This is a genomic window from Paenibacillus sp. SAF-068 (assembly GCF_051967555.1).
Lineage (GTDB): Bacteria > Bacillota > Bacilli > Paenibacillales > Paenibacillaceae > Paenibacillus.
In genome coordinates this window covers 2,842,220-2,859,457 of the sequence record NZ_JBQCJX010000001.1, presented here as the reverse complement: position 1 = coordinate 2,859,457, position 17,238 = coordinate 2,842,220, and the positions used below count along the sequence as shown (strand labels likewise).

General features: G+C 47.4%; 14 protein-coding genes and 1 other annotated feature (1 of these 15 running past the window's edge). Of the genes, 10 read left to right on the top strand and 4 right to left on the bottom strand.

Features of this window, described 5'->3' with window-relative positions; all coding sequences use genetic code 11:
- Positions 1-166 (top strand) — a binding site (T-box leader) (it extends 62 nt beyond the left edge of the window).
- A gap of 117 nt (positions 167-283) precedes the next feature.
- Positions 284-1,546 carry a tyrosine--tRNA ligase gene (gene tyrS, locus ACTHPG_RS12305; RefSeq protein ID WP_440389605.1) on the top strand — a complete coding sequence of 421 codons (1,263 nt, stop codon included), beginning with the start codon at positions 284-286 and terminating at the stop codon, positions 1,544-1,546.
- Positions 1,547-1,641: 95 nt separating this feature from the next.
- Here tyrS and ACTHPG_RS12300 read toward each other — a convergent pair whose 3' ends face one another.
- From ACTHPG_RS12300 to ACTHPG_RS12285, 4 genes are all read right to left on the bottom strand, one after another.
- A complete protein-coding gene (locus tag ACTHPG_RS12300) occupies positions 1,642-1,920 on the bottom strand; it encodes a YxcD family protein (RefSeq protein ID WP_017687903.1) in 279 nt (92 codons plus the stop codon).
- A 5-nt stretch (positions 1,921-1,925) separates the two neighbouring features.
- Positions 1,926-2,429, bottom strand: coding sequence for a hypothetical protein (locus tag ACTHPG_RS12295; protein ID WP_440389604.1), 504 nt, complete (start codon positions 2,427-2,429; stop codon positions 1,926-1,928).
- Between the two features lie 97 nt (positions 2,430-2,526).
- Positions 2,527-3,093: a PadR family transcriptional regulator gene (locus tag ACTHPG_RS12290; RefSeq protein ID WP_253437997.1), complete on the bottom strand. Its 567-nt coding sequence runs from the start codon at positions 3,091-3,093 to the stop codon at positions 2,527-2,529.
- A 173-nt stretch (positions 3,094-3,266) separates the two neighbouring features.
- On the bottom strand, positions 3,267-3,842 hold the full coding sequence (locus tag ACTHPG_RS12285; RefSeq protein ID WP_440389603.1) for a beta-class carbonic anhydrase: 576 nt from the start codon (positions 3,840-3,842) through the stop codon (positions 3,267-3,269).
- A 348-nt stretch (positions 3,843-4,190) separates the two neighbouring features.
- Between ACTHPG_RS12285 and ACTHPG_RS12280 the strand changes: the two genes are divergently transcribed.
- From ACTHPG_RS12280 to mutL, 9 genes are all read left to right on the top strand, one after another.
- A complete protein-coding gene (locus ACTHPG_RS12280) occupies positions 4,191-5,705 on the top strand; it encodes a carboxypeptidase M32 (RefSeq protein ID WP_440389602.1) in 1,515 nt (504 codons plus the stop codon).
- Between the two features lie 161 nt (positions 5,706-5,866).
- Positions 5,867-6,871 (top strand): ABC transporter substrate-binding protein, encoded by a 1,005-nt coding sequence (locus ACTHPG_RS12275; RefSeq protein ID WP_440389601.1) that lies wholly within the window; start codon positions 5,867-5,869, stop codon positions 6,869-6,871.
- A 28-nt stretch (positions 6,872-6,899) separates the two neighbouring features.
- Positions 6,900-7,694 (top strand): ABC transporter ATP-binding protein, encoded by a 795-nt coding sequence (locus ACTHPG_RS12270; RefSeq protein WP_440389600.1) that lies wholly within the window; start codon positions 6,900-6,902, stop codon positions 7,692-7,694.
- Between the two features lie 38 nt (positions 7,695-7,732).
- Positions 7,733-8,524: an ABC transporter permease gene (locus tag ACTHPG_RS12265; protein ID WP_440390236.1), complete on the top strand. Its 792-nt coding sequence runs from the start codon at positions 7,733-7,735 to the stop codon at positions 8,522-8,524.
- 352 nt (positions 8,525-8,876) lie between these two features.
- On the top strand, positions 8,877-9,854 hold the full coding sequence (locus ACTHPG_RS12260) for an aromatic acid exporter family protein (protein ID WP_253437983.1): 978 nt from the start codon (positions 8,877-8,879) through the stop codon (positions 9,852-9,854).
- Positions 9,855-9,929: 75 nt separating this feature from the next.
- Positions 9,930-10,490, top strand: coding sequence for an outer spore coat protein CotE (locus ACTHPG_RS12255; RefSeq protein WP_062835006.1), 561 nt, complete (start codon positions 9,930-9,932; stop codon positions 10,488-10,490).
- A 204-nt stretch (positions 10,491-10,694) separates the two neighbouring features.
- Positions 10,695-11,945: a putative amidoligase domain-containing protein gene (locus ACTHPG_RS12250; RefSeq protein WP_440389599.1), complete on the top strand. Its 1,251-nt coding sequence runs from the start codon at positions 10,695-10,697 to the stop codon at positions 11,943-11,945.
- Between the two features lie 246 nt (positions 11,946-12,191).
- A complete protein-coding gene (gene mutS / locus ACTHPG_RS12245; protein WP_440389598.1) occupies positions 12,192-15,002 on the top strand; it encodes a DNA mismatch repair protein MutS in 2,811 nt (936 codons plus the stop codon).
- A gap of 21 nt (positions 15,003-15,023) precedes the next feature.
- Positions 15,024-17,231 (top strand): DNA mismatch repair endonuclease MutL, encoded by a 2,208-nt coding sequence (mutL, locus tag ACTHPG_RS12240; RefSeq protein WP_440389597.1) that lies wholly within the window; start codon positions 15,024-15,026, stop codon positions 17,229-17,231.
- Positions 17,232-17,238 lie beyond the last annotated feature (7 nt).

Here is a 17,238-nt window from a genome sequence, read left to right as displayed (position 1 = left end):
GGAACCTGATACATACAAGGGCTGCGAATTACACTCTGGAGTACTTGGGTAATGCCAAGCGGATGGGCAAACGATATATTGCTAAAAGTGGTGTGGATAGCGTGTTAAAGTTATGTGTTGTCCATGCAATTTGGGTGGTACCACGGTTATGATAATCGTCCCTGTGTCTAATGAAGACAAGGAGGCGATTTTTTTGTGTCCAAAAATGCCGATCCATTGTGTTATTTCGCAATTCAACGTGAATCATGACTGAATCTTGAGGATAGAAAAGGGGTTTATACGAATGAATATTATTGATGAATTACAGTGGCGTGACGCCATTAACCAGCAGACGGATGCAGAGGGACTGCGTGAACTGACTGAAAGCAAATCCATCTCATTATACTGTGGAGTTGACCCTACAGGGGATAGCATGCACATTGGACATCTGATTCCTTTCATGATGCTGAAACGGTTTCAATTGGCAGGACACCGTCCGGTTATTCTGATTGGTGGGGCTACAGGCACGATTGGTGATCCAAGTGGTCGTCAGGCAGAGCGTTCTCTGCAAACGTTGGAGCAAGTGCAGGAGAACGTGGATGCACTGACAGCACAGATGAAGAAGTTATTCGTAACAGACGGTGATAATCAGGTTCGCATGGTGAACAACTATGATTGGACGCACAAAATCAATGTCATTGAATTCTTGCGTGACTACGGCAAAAACTTTAACCTCAATACGATGTTGGCCAAGGATGTCGTTGCGAGCAGACTGGAAGGCGGAATCTCGTTCACCGAGTTTTCCTACCAGATCCTTCAATCACTCGACTACCTGCACCTGTTCCAGAATGAAGATGTACAGCTTCAAATCGGCGGTTCGGATCAATGGGGTAATATCACGAGTGGTCTTGATCTGATTCGTAAAAAAGAAGGATCCGAATCGAAAGCGTATGGTCTGACCATTCCGCTCATGCTCAAATCCGACGGTACGAAATTTGGTAAAACAGCTGGCGGCGCAATCTGGCTTGATCCGAACAAAACGACACCATTTGAATTCTACCAGTTCTGGGCGAATACAGATGACCGTGATGTGATCAAATACTTGAAATACTTTACCTTCCTGAGCAAAGAAGACATTGAAGCTTTGGCCGAAAAGGTAGAGACAGAGCCGCACAGACGTGAAGCACAGAAAGCACTTGCGGAAGAAATGACAAAATTCGTTCACGGCGAAGAAATGCTCGAACAGGCTAAGCGCATTACAGCGGCGCTGTTCAGTGGTGATATCCGTTCCCTGACAGCCGACGAAATCGAGCAGGGCTTCAAGGAAATGCCAACTTATGAAACGGACGGCGAAGCCAAAAATATCGTGGACTGGCTCGTGGATCTGGGTCTGGAGCCATCCAAGCGCCAGGCGCGTGAGGATGTTACCAAAGGTGCGATTTCCATGAATGGTGAGAAAATCACAGAGCTTGAATTCACGGTGTCTGCAGAGCACGCCATTGGCGGTAAATTTATCATTATCCGTAAAGGTAAAAAGAATTACAGTCTGGTTAAACTTCAATCCTAGTACAGCTTCAGAAACAAAAAGACCGTCTTCCATCTCTGTCAGGTGACAGAGCGGAGACGGTCTTTTGTATAACAGGTCAGTGTTTGACCTGATTTTTATTGATTGACGATCGCTGTGATCTCTTCATCCAGATCAAGTCGTACGTTCTCACGGTACGCCCGGATGTTGTATTCACTGTGCAGGTAACGAAGAATCGCTTCAATCATATTGGACTCCACCAGATATTGACTGCGGCCTTGAATCCAAACTTCAGCGGAATAACCTGTATCCTCTTCCCAACTCAGTTCTACGTTCACATCGGTTGGACGTACACCCTTACGTTCTGCCATATGAATACAGATTGCATTCACAATTTCATCCATGCTCAGAACCATAGAGATTAGTACCGTCCGTTTCTGTTACGGTCATCATCACGATCGTTGCGACGGTCATAACGGCCATCCGCAGCAGGTTTGCGACGATTGGAGATGGCTCTGAAGAGTGCCATAGCCAGCATAACAATCAACATGATTGCTGCAACGTTCACGAGCAATCCAAGGATGTTGCCCAAGGCGCCCATGCCACCGAACAATCCACCGAACATCATACCAGCAAGACCACCAAGCATCATGCCTTTCATGAATCCTCCGCCACCGCCGAAGAATCCGCCACCACGGTTTGCAGCTGCACCAGTACCGGAGTTATTACCGGAATTGGATTGATTCACGTTGCTGTTGGAATCTGACTTCTTAGGTGTGTTGGTATAACTTTTCGTACCGGATTTGAATCCGCCACCACGTCTTGCATCCGCAGAATCCGGATTCGTTACTCCCACTGTTGCGAACAATAATGTAAAGGCCATAAATACCATCATTAGATGTTTAACTCCAAATTTTTTCTTCATTGTAAAGATCGTAACCCCCCGATTAATTTGTTTGAATCACCCAAAATGGGCCTTACTCATGTAATACGGTCAACTTGCAGGAACGTTTCAAATTTTATTAAATTTCTGAAACGCTTGGACTTGGGTCTTGAATTGCAGCTTGACCATCAAGCAGTTGGGTAACCCAATGACACCACTCCAGGCCAGTTTGCGCATGCATTAACCCTTTTTGTACCAAGATGTAGCTTCCAAAATCTCGGTTGCCTACACGAAGATTATCCAGAGGTATACGTGACTTCAGATCCTCGAAGTACCGTATGCGTTCCATAAACCAGCTTTTACGCTCGTTAAGAATGCGTCTCATGCTTCCGTCTTCCGCAATGCCAACACACAAGATACGCAAATTAAACTCATCGCGTGTAACTGGTGCGGTAACCGGAGTAATCATCCATTCCAAGAGCTTTTCAATGCCTTTTTCCGTAACTGCGTACATTTTCTTGTCCGGTTTGTCAGACTGTTGCACCCAGCGTGAAGCCAATAACTCATCGTTTTCCATCTTGGACAGGAGTGGGTAGATCTGGCTGTGTTTCGCCTGCCAATGAGGCTGAATCTTCAGCATCAGATCATAGCCCGATGACTCCTCGCGGGTAAGCAGCCCGAGCAATCCGTAGGAAAGTATGTTCATGCACATGTCTCCTTAATATTAGGGCTGGGTCAGAGAAAATAAACCTTTTTGCTTTCTTTGACCGCTTTCATAAAAGTGTACACTGAAACTGTATGGTTTGACAACCTGACAGAACAACTGCCTTAATTTAGACAAAAAAAAGTGCGAACCTTAAGGTCCGCACTCCAAACCATTTAGAGAGATGCCTGTTGTCCATACCCCTCAGCGACAAGATCAAGCTCACCTGTAGCAGAGTCGATAACCATGCCGTGGACGGGTACATTGGGAGGAAGTAAAGGATGCTTCTTGATCACTTCCACAGTATGTTTTACCCCTTCTTCTACGCTGTCAAACCCGCGCAACCATTTTTGCAAACGAATACCCGAATTCTCAAGGGTACTCATGACTTCTTCAGACACGCCACGCTCAACCATATGTCCAATCATGGTTTCTGCATGAAGGGAAGCCATACCACACTCCGTATGTCCGACAACCAGGACTTCATCTGCACCCAGTTCATAGATGGCGACAAGCACACTACGCATTACACTCCCGAAAGGTTGAGAGATAATCGCACCTGCGTTTTTGATGATTTTCACATCACCATTCTTCAGGTTCATAGCCTTGGGCAGCATTTCCACCAGACGTGTATCCATACAAGTGATGATAACCATCTTTTTGGTTGGAAACTTGCCAGCCGTATACTTTTCGTATTCTTTAGTCTCGACAAATGATTTGTTGTAAGCCAAAATCTCTTGAATGTTGTTCATGTCCATTGCCTCCTGTTATCCAATACGACGAGCACGGCCATTTGCATTTGATGCAGCTTGTCCTACGCGCCTTTGCTTTATTTTTATATCACGGTCAACAGATGTCATTACTCACCTTCTAGAGGTTGTTCAAAAAGTCCACTTTTGATTACAAAACATGCCTGAGGGCATAATCAGCATCGAAGTTGAAATTCATCTCCATCTTCTCGGTAATGAAACCCAGACTTTTTGAACACGTATCTTTTAGGAGATTAATGAAATTTGCCTCTGTTAAAAGTTGATTATACTCAATAGGAAAAGTATCATCAATAGGGGAATACACTTTTTTTGAAGAGGTGAACGTTAACAATGGATAAACAAACACAGGAACATTTGGAATCCTTCCGTAATCTGGCTCGTAAAATCAAGAGCTATCATGAAGCCATTGGTTTGCTTCACTGGGATCTGCGCACAGGTGCGCCGAAAAAAGGCGTTCCGACTCGTTCGGAGACGCTGGGCATGTTGTCCACCGAAGCATTCAAGCTGCAAACTTCGGCTGACATGAAGACCTGCCTGGATGTTTTAACGGCTCCAGCGGTGTTGGAACAACTCGAAGATATAGATCGTCGTCTGGTTGAAGATTGCAAGAAAGAATATGATCGCAGTCAATCTGTACCACCTGAGAAAGTACAAGCTTATACTGTACTCACGGCCAAGTCCGAAACCGCATGGGAAGATGCCAAGCATAACAGTGATTTTGCAGGATTCTCCCCATATCTGACAGATATCGTTAAGCTCAAACAGGAGTTTATTGATTACTGGGGTGTGAAGGAGACGCGTTATGATACGCTGCTTGACATGTATGAACCAGATCTGACTGTTGAGAAAGTGGATGCTGTATTTGCCCGCCTCAAAGCACGTTTGGTGCCTTTGCAAGAGAAGATTAATGCTTCGGACAACAAGCCGAATACGGAGTTCCTGAATCAGTTGTTTGACACCAAACAGCAGGAGAAGTTCAGTTTGTTCATCCTGGAACAAATGGGGTATGACTTTGAAGCTGGACGATTGGACGAGAGTGTTCATCCTTTTGCAACGGGCCTTAACCCGGGTGACGTTCGAATCACAACACATTATCTGCAAGATGATGTAGCAAGCGCAGTCTTCAGTTCACTGCATGAGGGCGGACATGCCCTGTATGAGCAAAATATTGATGACAGTCTCGCGGGTACACTTCTTGCTGAAGGAACGTCCATGGGGATTCATGAGTCTCAGTCTCGTCTTTGGGAAAATATGATTGGTCGCAGCTTGCCATTCTGGACACGCTATTACAAAGATTTGCAGCAGCATTTCCCGCAACTGAGCGAGGTTGAAATGGAAGATTTCTATCGTGCAATCAATCGGGTGGAGAGTTCACTCATTCGAATTGAAGCAGATGAATTGACCTATAACCTGCATATTATTATCCGATACGAGATTGAGAAAATGTTATTTAACGATGGCTTGGAAGTGAAGGACCTGCCAGAAACCTGGAATGCAAAATACAAGGAATACCTCGGTATTATGCCAACGAATGATGGCGAAGGCGTTCTTCAGGATGTTCACTGGTCTGGTGGGGACTTTGGTTACTTTGCTTCGTATTCTCTGGGTAATATGTATGCAGCTCAAATTCTACATACATTGCGCAAGGAAATGCCGGAGTTTGATACCCTTATTGCCGAAGGTAATCTGATTCCTATTAAGGAATGGCTTACAGACAAGATCTACCGGTATGGTAAAAGTCGCACACCTTCCGAATTGATTATTGCCGTAACAGGTGAAGAATTGAACCCGGATTATCTTGCCGATTATCTGGAAGCCAAATACGCCGAAATTTACAAGCTGTAATATACAAAAAAATAGCATATTGAAACAACACTTAGAAGAGCTGAAGAGTCGGGCATGATTGCCCGGCTCTTTTTTGCATTCAAGTTCTTAACCTTTTGCTGGGCATCGGCATATCCATAATAGAGAGAAACTGCTGGAAACCAGTGAAGGAGGGAAACAACATGAAATACACGCCATGGTTCGTCCGGGGCATCGTTATTCTGCTGATTATCATTGTGGCGCTTACCAGCTGTAACAAGGAAGAAAATGAAGCCAAAATCACGATTGGCGAAGTGACTCGTTCGGTATTTTATGCACCGGAGTATGTGGCCGTGGCTCAAGGCTTTTTTGAGGAGCAGGGACTTGAGGTGGAGATTCAGACGACAGCTGGCGGTGACAAAACGATGGCAGCATTACTCGCTGGTTCGGTGGATATCGCACTTGTAGGAGCGGAGACGTCCATATACGTCTATCAGCAGGGAGCGGAAGATCCGGTCATTAACTTTGCCCAGCTCACCCAGACGGATGGTACTTTTCTGTTCGCTCGTAACACGGAAGGCAGCTTTGATTGGGAGAACTTGAGGGATTCGACATTTCTCGGTCAGCGCAAAGGCGGTATGCCGCAAATGGCAGGGGAGTTTGCACTGAGCAAACATGGCATTGATCCGCAAAGTGATCTGGAGTTGATACAGAATGTGGACTTTGCCAACATTGCATCTGCTTTCGCCTCAGGCACGGGAGATTATGTGCAACTGTTTGAACCTCAGGCATCGATCTTTGAACAAGAAGGCCGAGGCAAGGTTGTTGCATCGTTTGGAACAGAAAGTGGTCGATTGCCCTACACGGTTTTCATGACGAAACAGAGCTATCTTAACGACAATAAGGATATCGTGGAGAAGTTTACGAATGGTCTGCACAAAGCGCAGGCATGGGTAGATTCCCACAGCGCTGAAGAGATTGCGGGGGTCATCACTCCTTTTTTCAAAGACATCGACCCAGCCATTTTGATCAGTAGTGTAAACCGTTATAAGGAACAGGGCAGTTATGCAACAGACCCAATCATTGATGAGGAAGAGTGGAACAATTTGCTTGATGTCATGAGTGCCGCCGGCGAGCTGAAAGAACGCGTAGATTTGAATGCAATTGTGAATAATGCCCATGCGGAAGAAGCTGCGAAATCAAAGTAATGGGTATTCAGGAAAGGAAGTGAGCAGAATGCCTGAATCCGAAAGTGTGATCCGACTGGAGGGGATCTCTCAAGTATACGTCAGCGAGCGGGAAGCTTCATTGGTGATTGAAGACTTGAGTCTGGAGATCCAAAAAGGAGAGTTCGTCAGTCTGGTTGGACCGAGCGGATGTGGAAAAACGACATTGTTGTCGATCATCGCCGGGCTGCTCACCCCCACTAGAGGAGAGGTTAAGGTCAAAGGGAAGCTCGTTGGTGGCCCCTCAGCACAGATTGGTTATATGCTTCAACAGGATTATCTGTTTCCATGGCGGACCATTCTGGATAATGCATTAATCGGTCTTGAACTGACAGGCAGACAGGATGAACGGAGCCGTGAGCGTGTACGGGGACTGTTGGTAAGTATGGGATTGGCCGGAACGGAGAATCAATACCCTTCAGAGCTTTCAGGTGGCATGAGACAGCGAGTAGCACTGGTGCGCACGCTGGCGACAGACCCGGGGATTTTATTGTTGGATGAACCATTCTCTGCGCTTGATTATCAAACCAAGCTGCAATTGGAGGATCTGGTCTCGGACACGTTAAAACAGTTTGGTAAAACCTCTGTACTCGTCACCCATGATTTATCTGAAGCCATTGCGGTCAGTGATCGCGTCATCGTACTTGATCGCAATCCTGGGCGCATTCGTCGTGAGTTTATCATTCCCGATGGAATTCGGAAGGCTCAGCCATTTCATGCCAGGGAGCAAGAAGGGTTCAATGAGCTGTTTCAGGCATTATGGAGTGAACTGGATCAGCCCGGGGGAGGTGAGAAAGACGCGTGAATCAAACGAATCCGAAGCAGGAAAAGCGTGACGAATGGATGGGACAGCTGCATCGGAATCATATTCAGCAGGTGGCCAGATGGAGACATCAAGTGCTTGCCGTACAGTTATCTATGCTTGTATGTATGTTCTTGTTATGGGAAGTGGCTGGCAGACTTCGTTGGATTGATGTACTGTTATTCAGTTATCCCAGCAAGATTTTTGCTCAGATTGGCAAGGACATCGCTAGTGGCGAATTATGGGCGCATGTTGGGGTGACCGTAGGGGAAACGGCCGTTGGATTTTTGCTGGGAACACTTGTTGGAACCTTGCTTGCTGTTCTGATTTGGTGGTCTCCTTTTTTGTCCAAGGTGCTGGACCCTTATATGGTTGTGTTTAATAGTATGCCAAAAGTAGCACTCGGCCCAATCTTTATCGTTATGTTCGGCGCAGGTTTTACAGCCATTGTCATGACTACGTTGTCCATTACGGTCATTATCACAACATTGGTCGTGTATAACAGCTTCAATGAAGTGGATCCCAACTATGTTAAAGTCATTCGTACGTTTGGTGGAGATCGTTCCGAAATTTTTACGAAAGTTGTATTGCCAGCTTCTTTTCCGGCGATTGTTTCCACCTTGAAAGTGAACGTGGGTATGGCTTGGGTGGGTGTAATTGTAGGTGAGTTTCTGGTTGCCAAACAAGGGCTTGGTTATCTCATTATCTACGGATTCCAGGTATTCAACTTCACGCTCGTATTATCGAGTTTGTTAATTATTGCTGCCGTTGCAACAGCCATGTATCAACTTGTTGTCTATGCAGAGCGCAAATTGCTGGCTGGCCGCAGGTAATGTGGTTATGATTTGTTCCTATGATGAACGTTTATTATATGTGTACAATTTCACAAGGGGTGTCACGTTGCCCGATACCATAAAATCAAGTACCATATTCAGTATGAATATTCCGAGCAGATCCGGAATGAATGCGATGATTGGAGAAGAGGGCCTTGAGGTTCTGTCGCAACGATCTAACTTGCCAGCGTCCCTCATTCGGGGCGTATTGCTGTGACCGGCATGCATGCGCATGTCGGTTGGTGTCGTCTAGTTTATATTTGGACGAGACATACTAGTCATGATGAATGAATGAATGAGGCGACGAGCGGGCTAACAATTTTTTTACAGCTTAGAGGAGATGGAATGTTAAATGGGTTTTAGGGTAATTAAAACCGCAATCGCCGCATTAATGGCCGTGCTGATTGCGGACTGGTGCGGCTTGCCAGGACCAACATCAGCAGGATTGCTTGCCATTCTTGGGGTCGATGTAACGAGAAAACGAAGTATTCGCACCATATCGGCGAGGTTCTTTGCTTCAGTCGTTGGACTTTTATTTGCAAGTGTACTTTTTCACTTTCTAGGATTCCATTACTGGGTACTGGCCGTATACATATTGATTGCATTCCCGGTTATTGTCCGGGTTGGCTTCAAGGAAGGTATTGTAACAGGTTCAGTCGTGGTGTTTCGGGTGTTCAGCGGCGGAGAGATGGACGTGAATGTTGTCCTCGTACAAATTGCTTTGTTACTGATTGGTCTTGGTTCCGCAATGGCGGTTAACCTGGCCTATATGCCGGCAGCGGATCCACAGATGCTGCGCATTCGCAAACGGATCGATGAACTCTTCTCGAAGATTTTCAAAGAATTCGCGGCCACGCTGCGTAATCCCAATGAAGCATGGGCAGGTAGAGAACTGATTGAAGCAGATAAAGCGATTCTGGGCGGTATTGATGCAGCGAAGCGCTCTCTGGAGAATCAGGTGATTCATCCGAATGAGGAATGGAGTGTCTATTTCTATATGCGCAAAACGCAGCTCGACTCCATCCAGCACATGATGCATCTGGTGTCCCAGATCTATCAGAAGATGCCACATGCGGAAATGGTATCAGAGCTGTTCGACCAGCTCAGTCAGGATGTGCTTACTGAATCCTACACCGGACGAACTGAAAAACTTCTTGCGGATGTGCAAGAAGAATTCAAACGTATGGAGCTGCCGGATACAAGGGAAGAATTCGAGATTCGTTCCGCAATTCTCCAGTTGTGCCGTGAACTCGCGCTGTATCTGAAAGTCGCGAAGAAGGACAAAGCACCGTCCCCAATCTCGGACCGGTCCCAATCTACAAACGAATAATAGAAAATAGTTGTCACCCTAGACGAATGCCCTGCATACACTTGTAGTGAATGATTGTATGGAGGAGGTTTAAAGATGTCATTGAGTCATAAACATCAATGTAGAGAGATTATCACGAAGGCGATCTGCGGCAAAGGTCGTAAGTTCTCTACCGTAACACATACCGTGACTCCGCCAAATGGGCCGACAAGTATTTTGGGGGCTTGGATTATCAACCACCAATATGAAGCCGTATCAGCGGGTGACGGAATTGAAGTTATTGGTACTTACGATATCAACATTTGGTATTCCTATGACAAGAATTCGCAGACGGATGTAGCCAAAGAAACGGTGTCGTATGTAGAACATGTACCTTTGTCCTATCTGGACCCGAAACATCGGACTTCCACAGTGGAGGTATCTGCGGATGCAACGCAGGAACCTAGCTGTGTGGAAGCCACAGTATCGGCGGGGGGAAGCAGTGTAATTATTCGGGTTGAACGGGAATTTGCTGTAGAACTCGTTGCCGAAACCAAAGTTTGTGTGAAGGTCTGCACAGATGGTTGCGGTGATTACGAAGACAAGGACTATGACTTTGGCAGTGGCGATGGAGATTATGACGATCTCGATCCCGATCTGCTCGACGATGAGCTGTGAGTTTGATTTATCATGTATTTCATAACCTAAGGTATCATATGCGCCAGAAGGCGCGGTGAAGAGGGCGTAAGCCCTCTTTCTTCTTCAATATTAAAAAATGGGTGTTAACGAGCCTCGCAATATGACTGGAATACCTTTCACGGGAAGGCTCCGCATTGCGGGGTTATTTTTATTTTAGTTGCATGATCCGGGAGGGGGGACGTCATGAATGTGATGGAACAAGCGGAGGAGGCATTACTCCGATATGAAAAGATGAAATCTGGAGAACGCACAGAACGGTTGAAACAGGCAGGCATTGAAGTGTTGTCACAGCAGGATCGGCGCAAACGCGAACCAGGCTTGCGTGTACGCTATGATGTAGAGATAAGCTGTTTGCAGGCGATTCGGATTAAGCGCAAGGATACGAGTGGCATGGGAGGGGCACAGGAAACGTTGTTGGAGCGTGAAGTGAGTTCAACCTTGTTCAAGCGTATAGAACGACTTGCGATCAAAACGCTGTACACGCTGGGACTGGATCATGGAGCCGTTCGAATGGAATCCTCAGGGAACGGCGGTTGTGCAGTTATTTCGATCGATCCGAGTTCGTGGAAAGGGGTAACCAACCTTGCGGCTACCTACAGGGAAAGCTGGAAGCAGCATCAGGAACTGCTGGACGAGGAGCGTAGTCACAAAACCGTGCCCATCCTCGGCATGGACCCCGAGTTTCTTCTGGTGCAGATGCCGGAATCCAAAATCGTACCCGCCTCCAAATTTCTTGAACGCACAGGCATGGCAGGCTGCGATTCCGTGACGATAGGTGGCCGGCGCATATATCCAGTTGCTGAATTGAGACCCGCTCCCAGCGCTGAACCACGAGAGCTATTGGCTCATCTGATGAGGGCATTCGCAGCCGCTTCCCGCAGCATCAGTGATCACTCGCTCATCTGGCAGGCAGGAGGTATGCCGCAGCGGGGCTTGCCTCTGGGCGGTCATATCCATTTTAGCGGTGTGAATCTTACCGGAGAACTTCTCCGCGCACTGGACAATTATCTGGCTTTGCCACTGGCATTACTTCAAGATCCTCGTGGGTCGGGAAGGCGGCCACGTTATGGAGCATTAGGTGATTTTCGCCTGAAATCCTACGGTGGGTTTGAGTACCGTACGTTACCCAGCTTTCTCGTGTCGCCCCTTGTTGCGAAGGGCGTTGTGGCCTTGGCAGCTCTAATCGCGAGCGGGTATACTCAATTACGGCAGCGTCCGTTGGCGAAAGCGAAGGTTCATACCGCTTTTTATGAAGGAAAGCGCGAAGTAATCCAGGAACACATTCCAGCTCTGATAGATGATCTGAAGAGGTTGGATGGATATGCACGTTATGAAAGGTATGCCTCTCCGTTACTCCTTCAATTTAAACTGGGAAGAACCTGGGATGAGAGCCGTGATATCCGTAAACTCTGGAATATTCGGGCAGGTTCATGAAGAATGCATGTTTTTTTGATATAATAAGAAACAAGTCTTTTGAAGTGTGTGTTTAAAAGCCGCGGACTTATCGAACAACCTTTATAAGTCATAAGCTACGGAAGATATGGAGCAGCAACCTTTGAAGGAAATGGCGAATAGCCAACACATAAGGCGGAGGCGCGAACACAGTGCCTGACCGTCTTATTGTCCTTCCAGGACGCGTTTCTTCCTGACATTATAGGAACGGGATGGAGGATATTCATCATGGCTCAGTATACGCCAATGATTCAACAATATTTGCAAGTGAAGGCCGAAGCACAAGATGCTTTTTTGTTTTTTAGACTGGGTGATTTCTATGAAATGTTCTTTGAGGATGCGATTAATGCCGCTCGTGAACTTGAGATCACGCTGACCGCACGCAACGGAGGCGCAGATGACAAAATTCCGATGTGCGGTGTGCCTTATCATTCGGCTGACAATTACATACAGCGTCTGATTGAAAAAGGATATAAAGTTGCGATATGTGAACAGATGGAAGACGCAAGTGTAACCAAAGGCATGGTTCGACGTGAAATTGTACGTGTGGTTACACCCGGAACGGTAATGGAAGGCAAGACACTGGGGGACAAGTCCAACAACTACATGGTTTGCCTTACAGGTAATCAAAATACGCTGGCGCTGGCAGCCTGTGATCTGTCAACAGGTGAGTTGTATGTGACCTCCGTACCCTACTCCAAGGAATGGCTGAAGGATGAAATCGGCATCTATGAACCATCGGAGCTGGTAGGGGATGCTGCGCTTCTTGAAACAGTTGAAGCCGAAGCGTCACCAATCGGTCGTCCTGTGGTCTACACATCATGGACTAAGAATAAGGAAGATTTGGTCCGTCAGCAGTTTGGCGAGGCCGTATGGGCAAGGTTAGAGCCGGAACGTCAAGCGTGCATTGCACGACTTTTCTCCTATCTGAGTGAGACACAGAAACGTTCGCTTGGGCAGTTAACTCAAATTTCAACGTATGAGCCGGATCATTACATGATCTTGGACCCCTTTACACGCCGGAACCTCGAATTGGTGGAAACCGTGCGTGAACGTTCCAAAAAAGGTTCTTTACTCTGGTTGCTTGATCGGACTGAGACATCCATGGGTGCAAGAATGCTGCGTCGCTGGGTCGATAAGCCATTATTGCAAAAAGGGAAGATTAATGAGCGGCTTGAAGCAGTGGATACGCTGTACAACCAGTTTATATTGCGTGAAGACCTGCGGACAGAGCTTAAAGATATCTATGATCTGGAGCGCTTGGTAGGCCGGATTGCGTTTGGTAATGCCAATGGTCGTGACCTGAATGCGCTCAAATCATCGCTGGAAAAAATTCCAGGACTCCGCCAGCATTGCGCAGGATCATCTTCCGCAACATTGCAGCATATTGCTGATACGATAGATGATTGCAATGATCTGCGTGAAGCGATCGGGCAAGCCATAGTCGATGAGCCGCCTGTATCGGTAAGGGACGGAGGCCTGATTCGTGAAGGGTACCATGAACGTCTGGATGAATTGCGTGAGGCTTCAGTCAACGGAAAACAGTGGATTGCGGAGCTGGAAGCCCGAGAGCGTGAGGCGACAGGCATTCGATCGCTGAAGATTGGATATAACAAAGTGTTTGGTTATTATATTGAGATCACCAAGTCCAATCTGTCCGCGTTGCCAGAGGGACGTTATGAACGTAAACAGACACTTGCCAACGCGGAACGTTACATTACGCCGGAGTTGAAAGAAAAAGAGACGCTAATTCTCGAAGCTCAGGACAAAATGGTTGATATTGAGTATGGATTGTTTGCAGAACTGCGCGAGCGGCTGAACAAAGAGATTGCAAGACTGCAGAAGCTGGCCGAACAGGTAGCCGAAATTGATGTGTATCAATCTTTTGCGGTGATCAGTGCTGAGCGAAACTTTGTACGGCCTACGCTGACCGACGGTTATGATATGGTTGTGGAGGAAGGACGTCATCCCGTTGTCGAGGCGGTCATGCGGGATGGCGCATTTATTGCCAATCACACCGCAATGACCAAGGAAGAGGCGCGTATTCTCCTGATTACTGGCCCAAATATGGCTGGTAAGAGTACGTATATGCGACAAGTGGCTCTAATCTCCATTTTGGCGCAAGTTGGTTGTTTTGTGCCTGCGGGACAGGCTGAAGTGCCGATCATGGATCGAATTTTCACACGGATTGGTGCCGCGGATGATCTCATTGGCGGACAAAGTACTTTCATGGTTGAAATGGCCGACATTCAGGTCATGACGGACAAAGCGACACCACGAAGTCTGATTATTATCGATGAATTGGGACGGGGAACGTCCACCAGCGAAGGTATGGCGATTGCTCAGTCTGTTATAGAATATGTACATGATATTATCGGTTGTAAAGCCCTTGTATCCACGCATTTCCATGAGCTTGCTCATCTAGAGGAGAGTCTGGACAAGCTGGCCAACTACTCCATGGCGGTACAGGAGAGCGGGGACAAGGTTAATTTCCTGCGCAAATTGATTGCCGGAGCAGCCAGCAGCAGTTATGGTATCTATTGTGCACGCCTTGCAGGTCTGCCTGATAGCATCATTGAGCGGGCAAATGGACTGTTACATGGGTTTGAACATGCGGCTGCGCAAGTAGCTGTGGGCAGTGAATACATCGGGAATGAGAAGCAGGAAGCAGGCCTGAATGTAAAAGGTGTAGAATTCCAGCACACGGATTCGGTTTCTATGCTCCGGGAGCATGATACTGCGGAAAATGCAGATTACGCACCTTCTATAGAAGATTCAGCCGGGGCTGGAATGTCGCATGCCAAGAAATCAAACAGCAAAGGACAGTCCGGCGCAAGCCATTCGGATGTGGTTCAACTGTCCATCTTTGGGGATGATGAGCCGAATGTGGCAACGAAAACGGATGTTGTTGTGGTGGAAGATAAGCCAGCACGAGAATTCATCCGTACAATGAAAGATATCGATGTCATGAATATGACGCCTCTTCAGGCGATGCAGATATTAAATGATCTCAAATTGAAGGCACAGCAATTATCCTGAATATAGGGGAGGGGAAAAACTGTGGCGAAAATACATGTGCTAGATGAACATATTGCCAACCAGATTGCGGCGGGTGAAGTGGTCGAACGGCCTGCGTCGGTTGTCAAAGAGTTGCTTGAAAACTCGGTGGATGCAGGCGCCACCAAGATTGAAGTCACGGTAGAAGAGGGCGGACTCCTCAGTATTCGTGTCAAAGACAATGGTTCGGGTATCGAGCCAGAGGATATGGAAACTGCCTTTTATCGTCATGCGACCAGCAAAATAGCTCATGGCCGAGATCTGTTCCAGATTACAAGCCTTGGATTCCGAGGGGAAGCCCTGGCGAGTATTGCCGCAGTGTCCAAAGTAGAGGTGCTATCGGCAAGTAACAATGACGGGCGTGGGCGCCGCATTGTAATTGAAGGCGGGAACTTAGTCTCTCATGAAGATGCAACCTCACCCCAAGGTACAGATTTTGCAGTGAAAGAACTATTTTACAATACACCGGCCAGACTGAAATATATGAAAACGATCCAGACGGAACTGGGACATATATCTGATGTTCTTTACCGGATGGCGATGTCTCATCCAAACATTTCGTTCAGATTACGTCATAATGAGAATGTGTTGCTTCAGACGTTGGGTAACGGCGATCTGCTGCAAGTGGTTGCCGCGATCTATGGGACAAGCGCTGCCAAAGCGATGCTTCCCTTCCAGGGGGAAAGTCTGGATTACCGGGTAAGCGGGCTGATCAGCCTGCCAGAATGGACACGAGCGAATCGTGGGGGGATGTCAACGATTGTTAATGGGCGATTTGTTCGCAATTACGGTCTTAATCAGGCGATCCTCAAAGCCTACCATACCTTGCTGCCCATCAATCGCTTCCCGCTTGTCGTGGTGCAATTGGAGATGCATCCGTCCCTTGTGGATGTAAACGTACATCCGGCCAAGCTGGAGGTTCGCTTCAGCAAGGAACCGGAACTATATGAATTCGTGGAGACGACTTTGCGAGGGATACTCCGGCAGGAGGTGTTGATTCCACAGGTCAAAAAACAGCAAATCCGACGTGGAGACGATAGTTCCTTTATTCAGGAACAATTTCTCTTTCCACGTGGTCCGCTGAAAGACCAGTCTGATGCAGAAGGCTATGGGCAACAAGGCCCACTCGGGAAACCTGCCAATCCATTGTTAAAGTTGACTGCAGAAGATGATGATCTGGATTTGGATGCTCCGGCGGATGTGTCTTCAGCACAGCCGGTATCTGAACAAGGGCAGAACGTGCCGTTGCCCGAAGCTCCACCTGAGGTTACATATCCTCCTGAGCAGATAGAAGTGTGGAGCGGGGATATTTTGCAGAAGGGGACTGGCCATGAGGTGGGGCAGACAACTGCTAACGCGCAGGAAGGGACTAAGGAAGGAAGTACAAGTTCTTCCGAAACTTCTCCAAAGACGGACCCTTCTCCTCAAGATCGTGTAGCAACAGAGAACCCGCTGGCTGAAGGCAAACCGGCAATGTATCGCTCCGAATCCGTATCTTCACCTGTTAGGGAAGCACGTTCATCGTATAATCCGTCTTCGATTGCGAGAAATGAACGGACGTGGAAAAATTCGGGTATGCCTGATGCCACGAAACTTGCTGCTGCCATTCAATCGGATGCGTCCATGCCTGCATTTCCGGAGCTGAGTCTGATTGGACAGCATCATGGTACGTATTTGATCGCGCAGAATGACCAGGGTTTATATTTGATTGATCAGCATGCGGCTCATGAACGCGTGAATTATGAGTATTATTACGAGAAGTTTGGCAATCCTGCTCAAGCCTCACAAGAGTTGTTGCTGCCGATTACGCTGGAGTTTACACCTTCAGAGACTGAAAAACTGAAAACAAGACTGGCCTGGTTCGAGCAGGCAGGCGTGTATTTGGAGCACTTTGGTGGACAGACGTTCCGTGTGCGCTCCCATCCGTTCTGGTTCCCCAAAGGAGACGAGAAAGACATTATCGAAGAAATGTCCGAATGGGTTCTTAGTGAACGCAGCATAGACGTCGCCAAGATGCGGGAAGCAGCATCGATTATGTGCTCCTGCAAGGCATCCATCAAAGCCAACCAGAAGCTGACGGATCAGGAAGCAGAAGTGCTGATTCAGCGTCTGGGTGCTTGTCGGCAGCCGTACACTTGTCCGCATGGGCGGCCGATTGTGATTTCATTTTCAACATATGATCTGGAAAAATTATTTAAACGAGTGATGTAGCTATTTA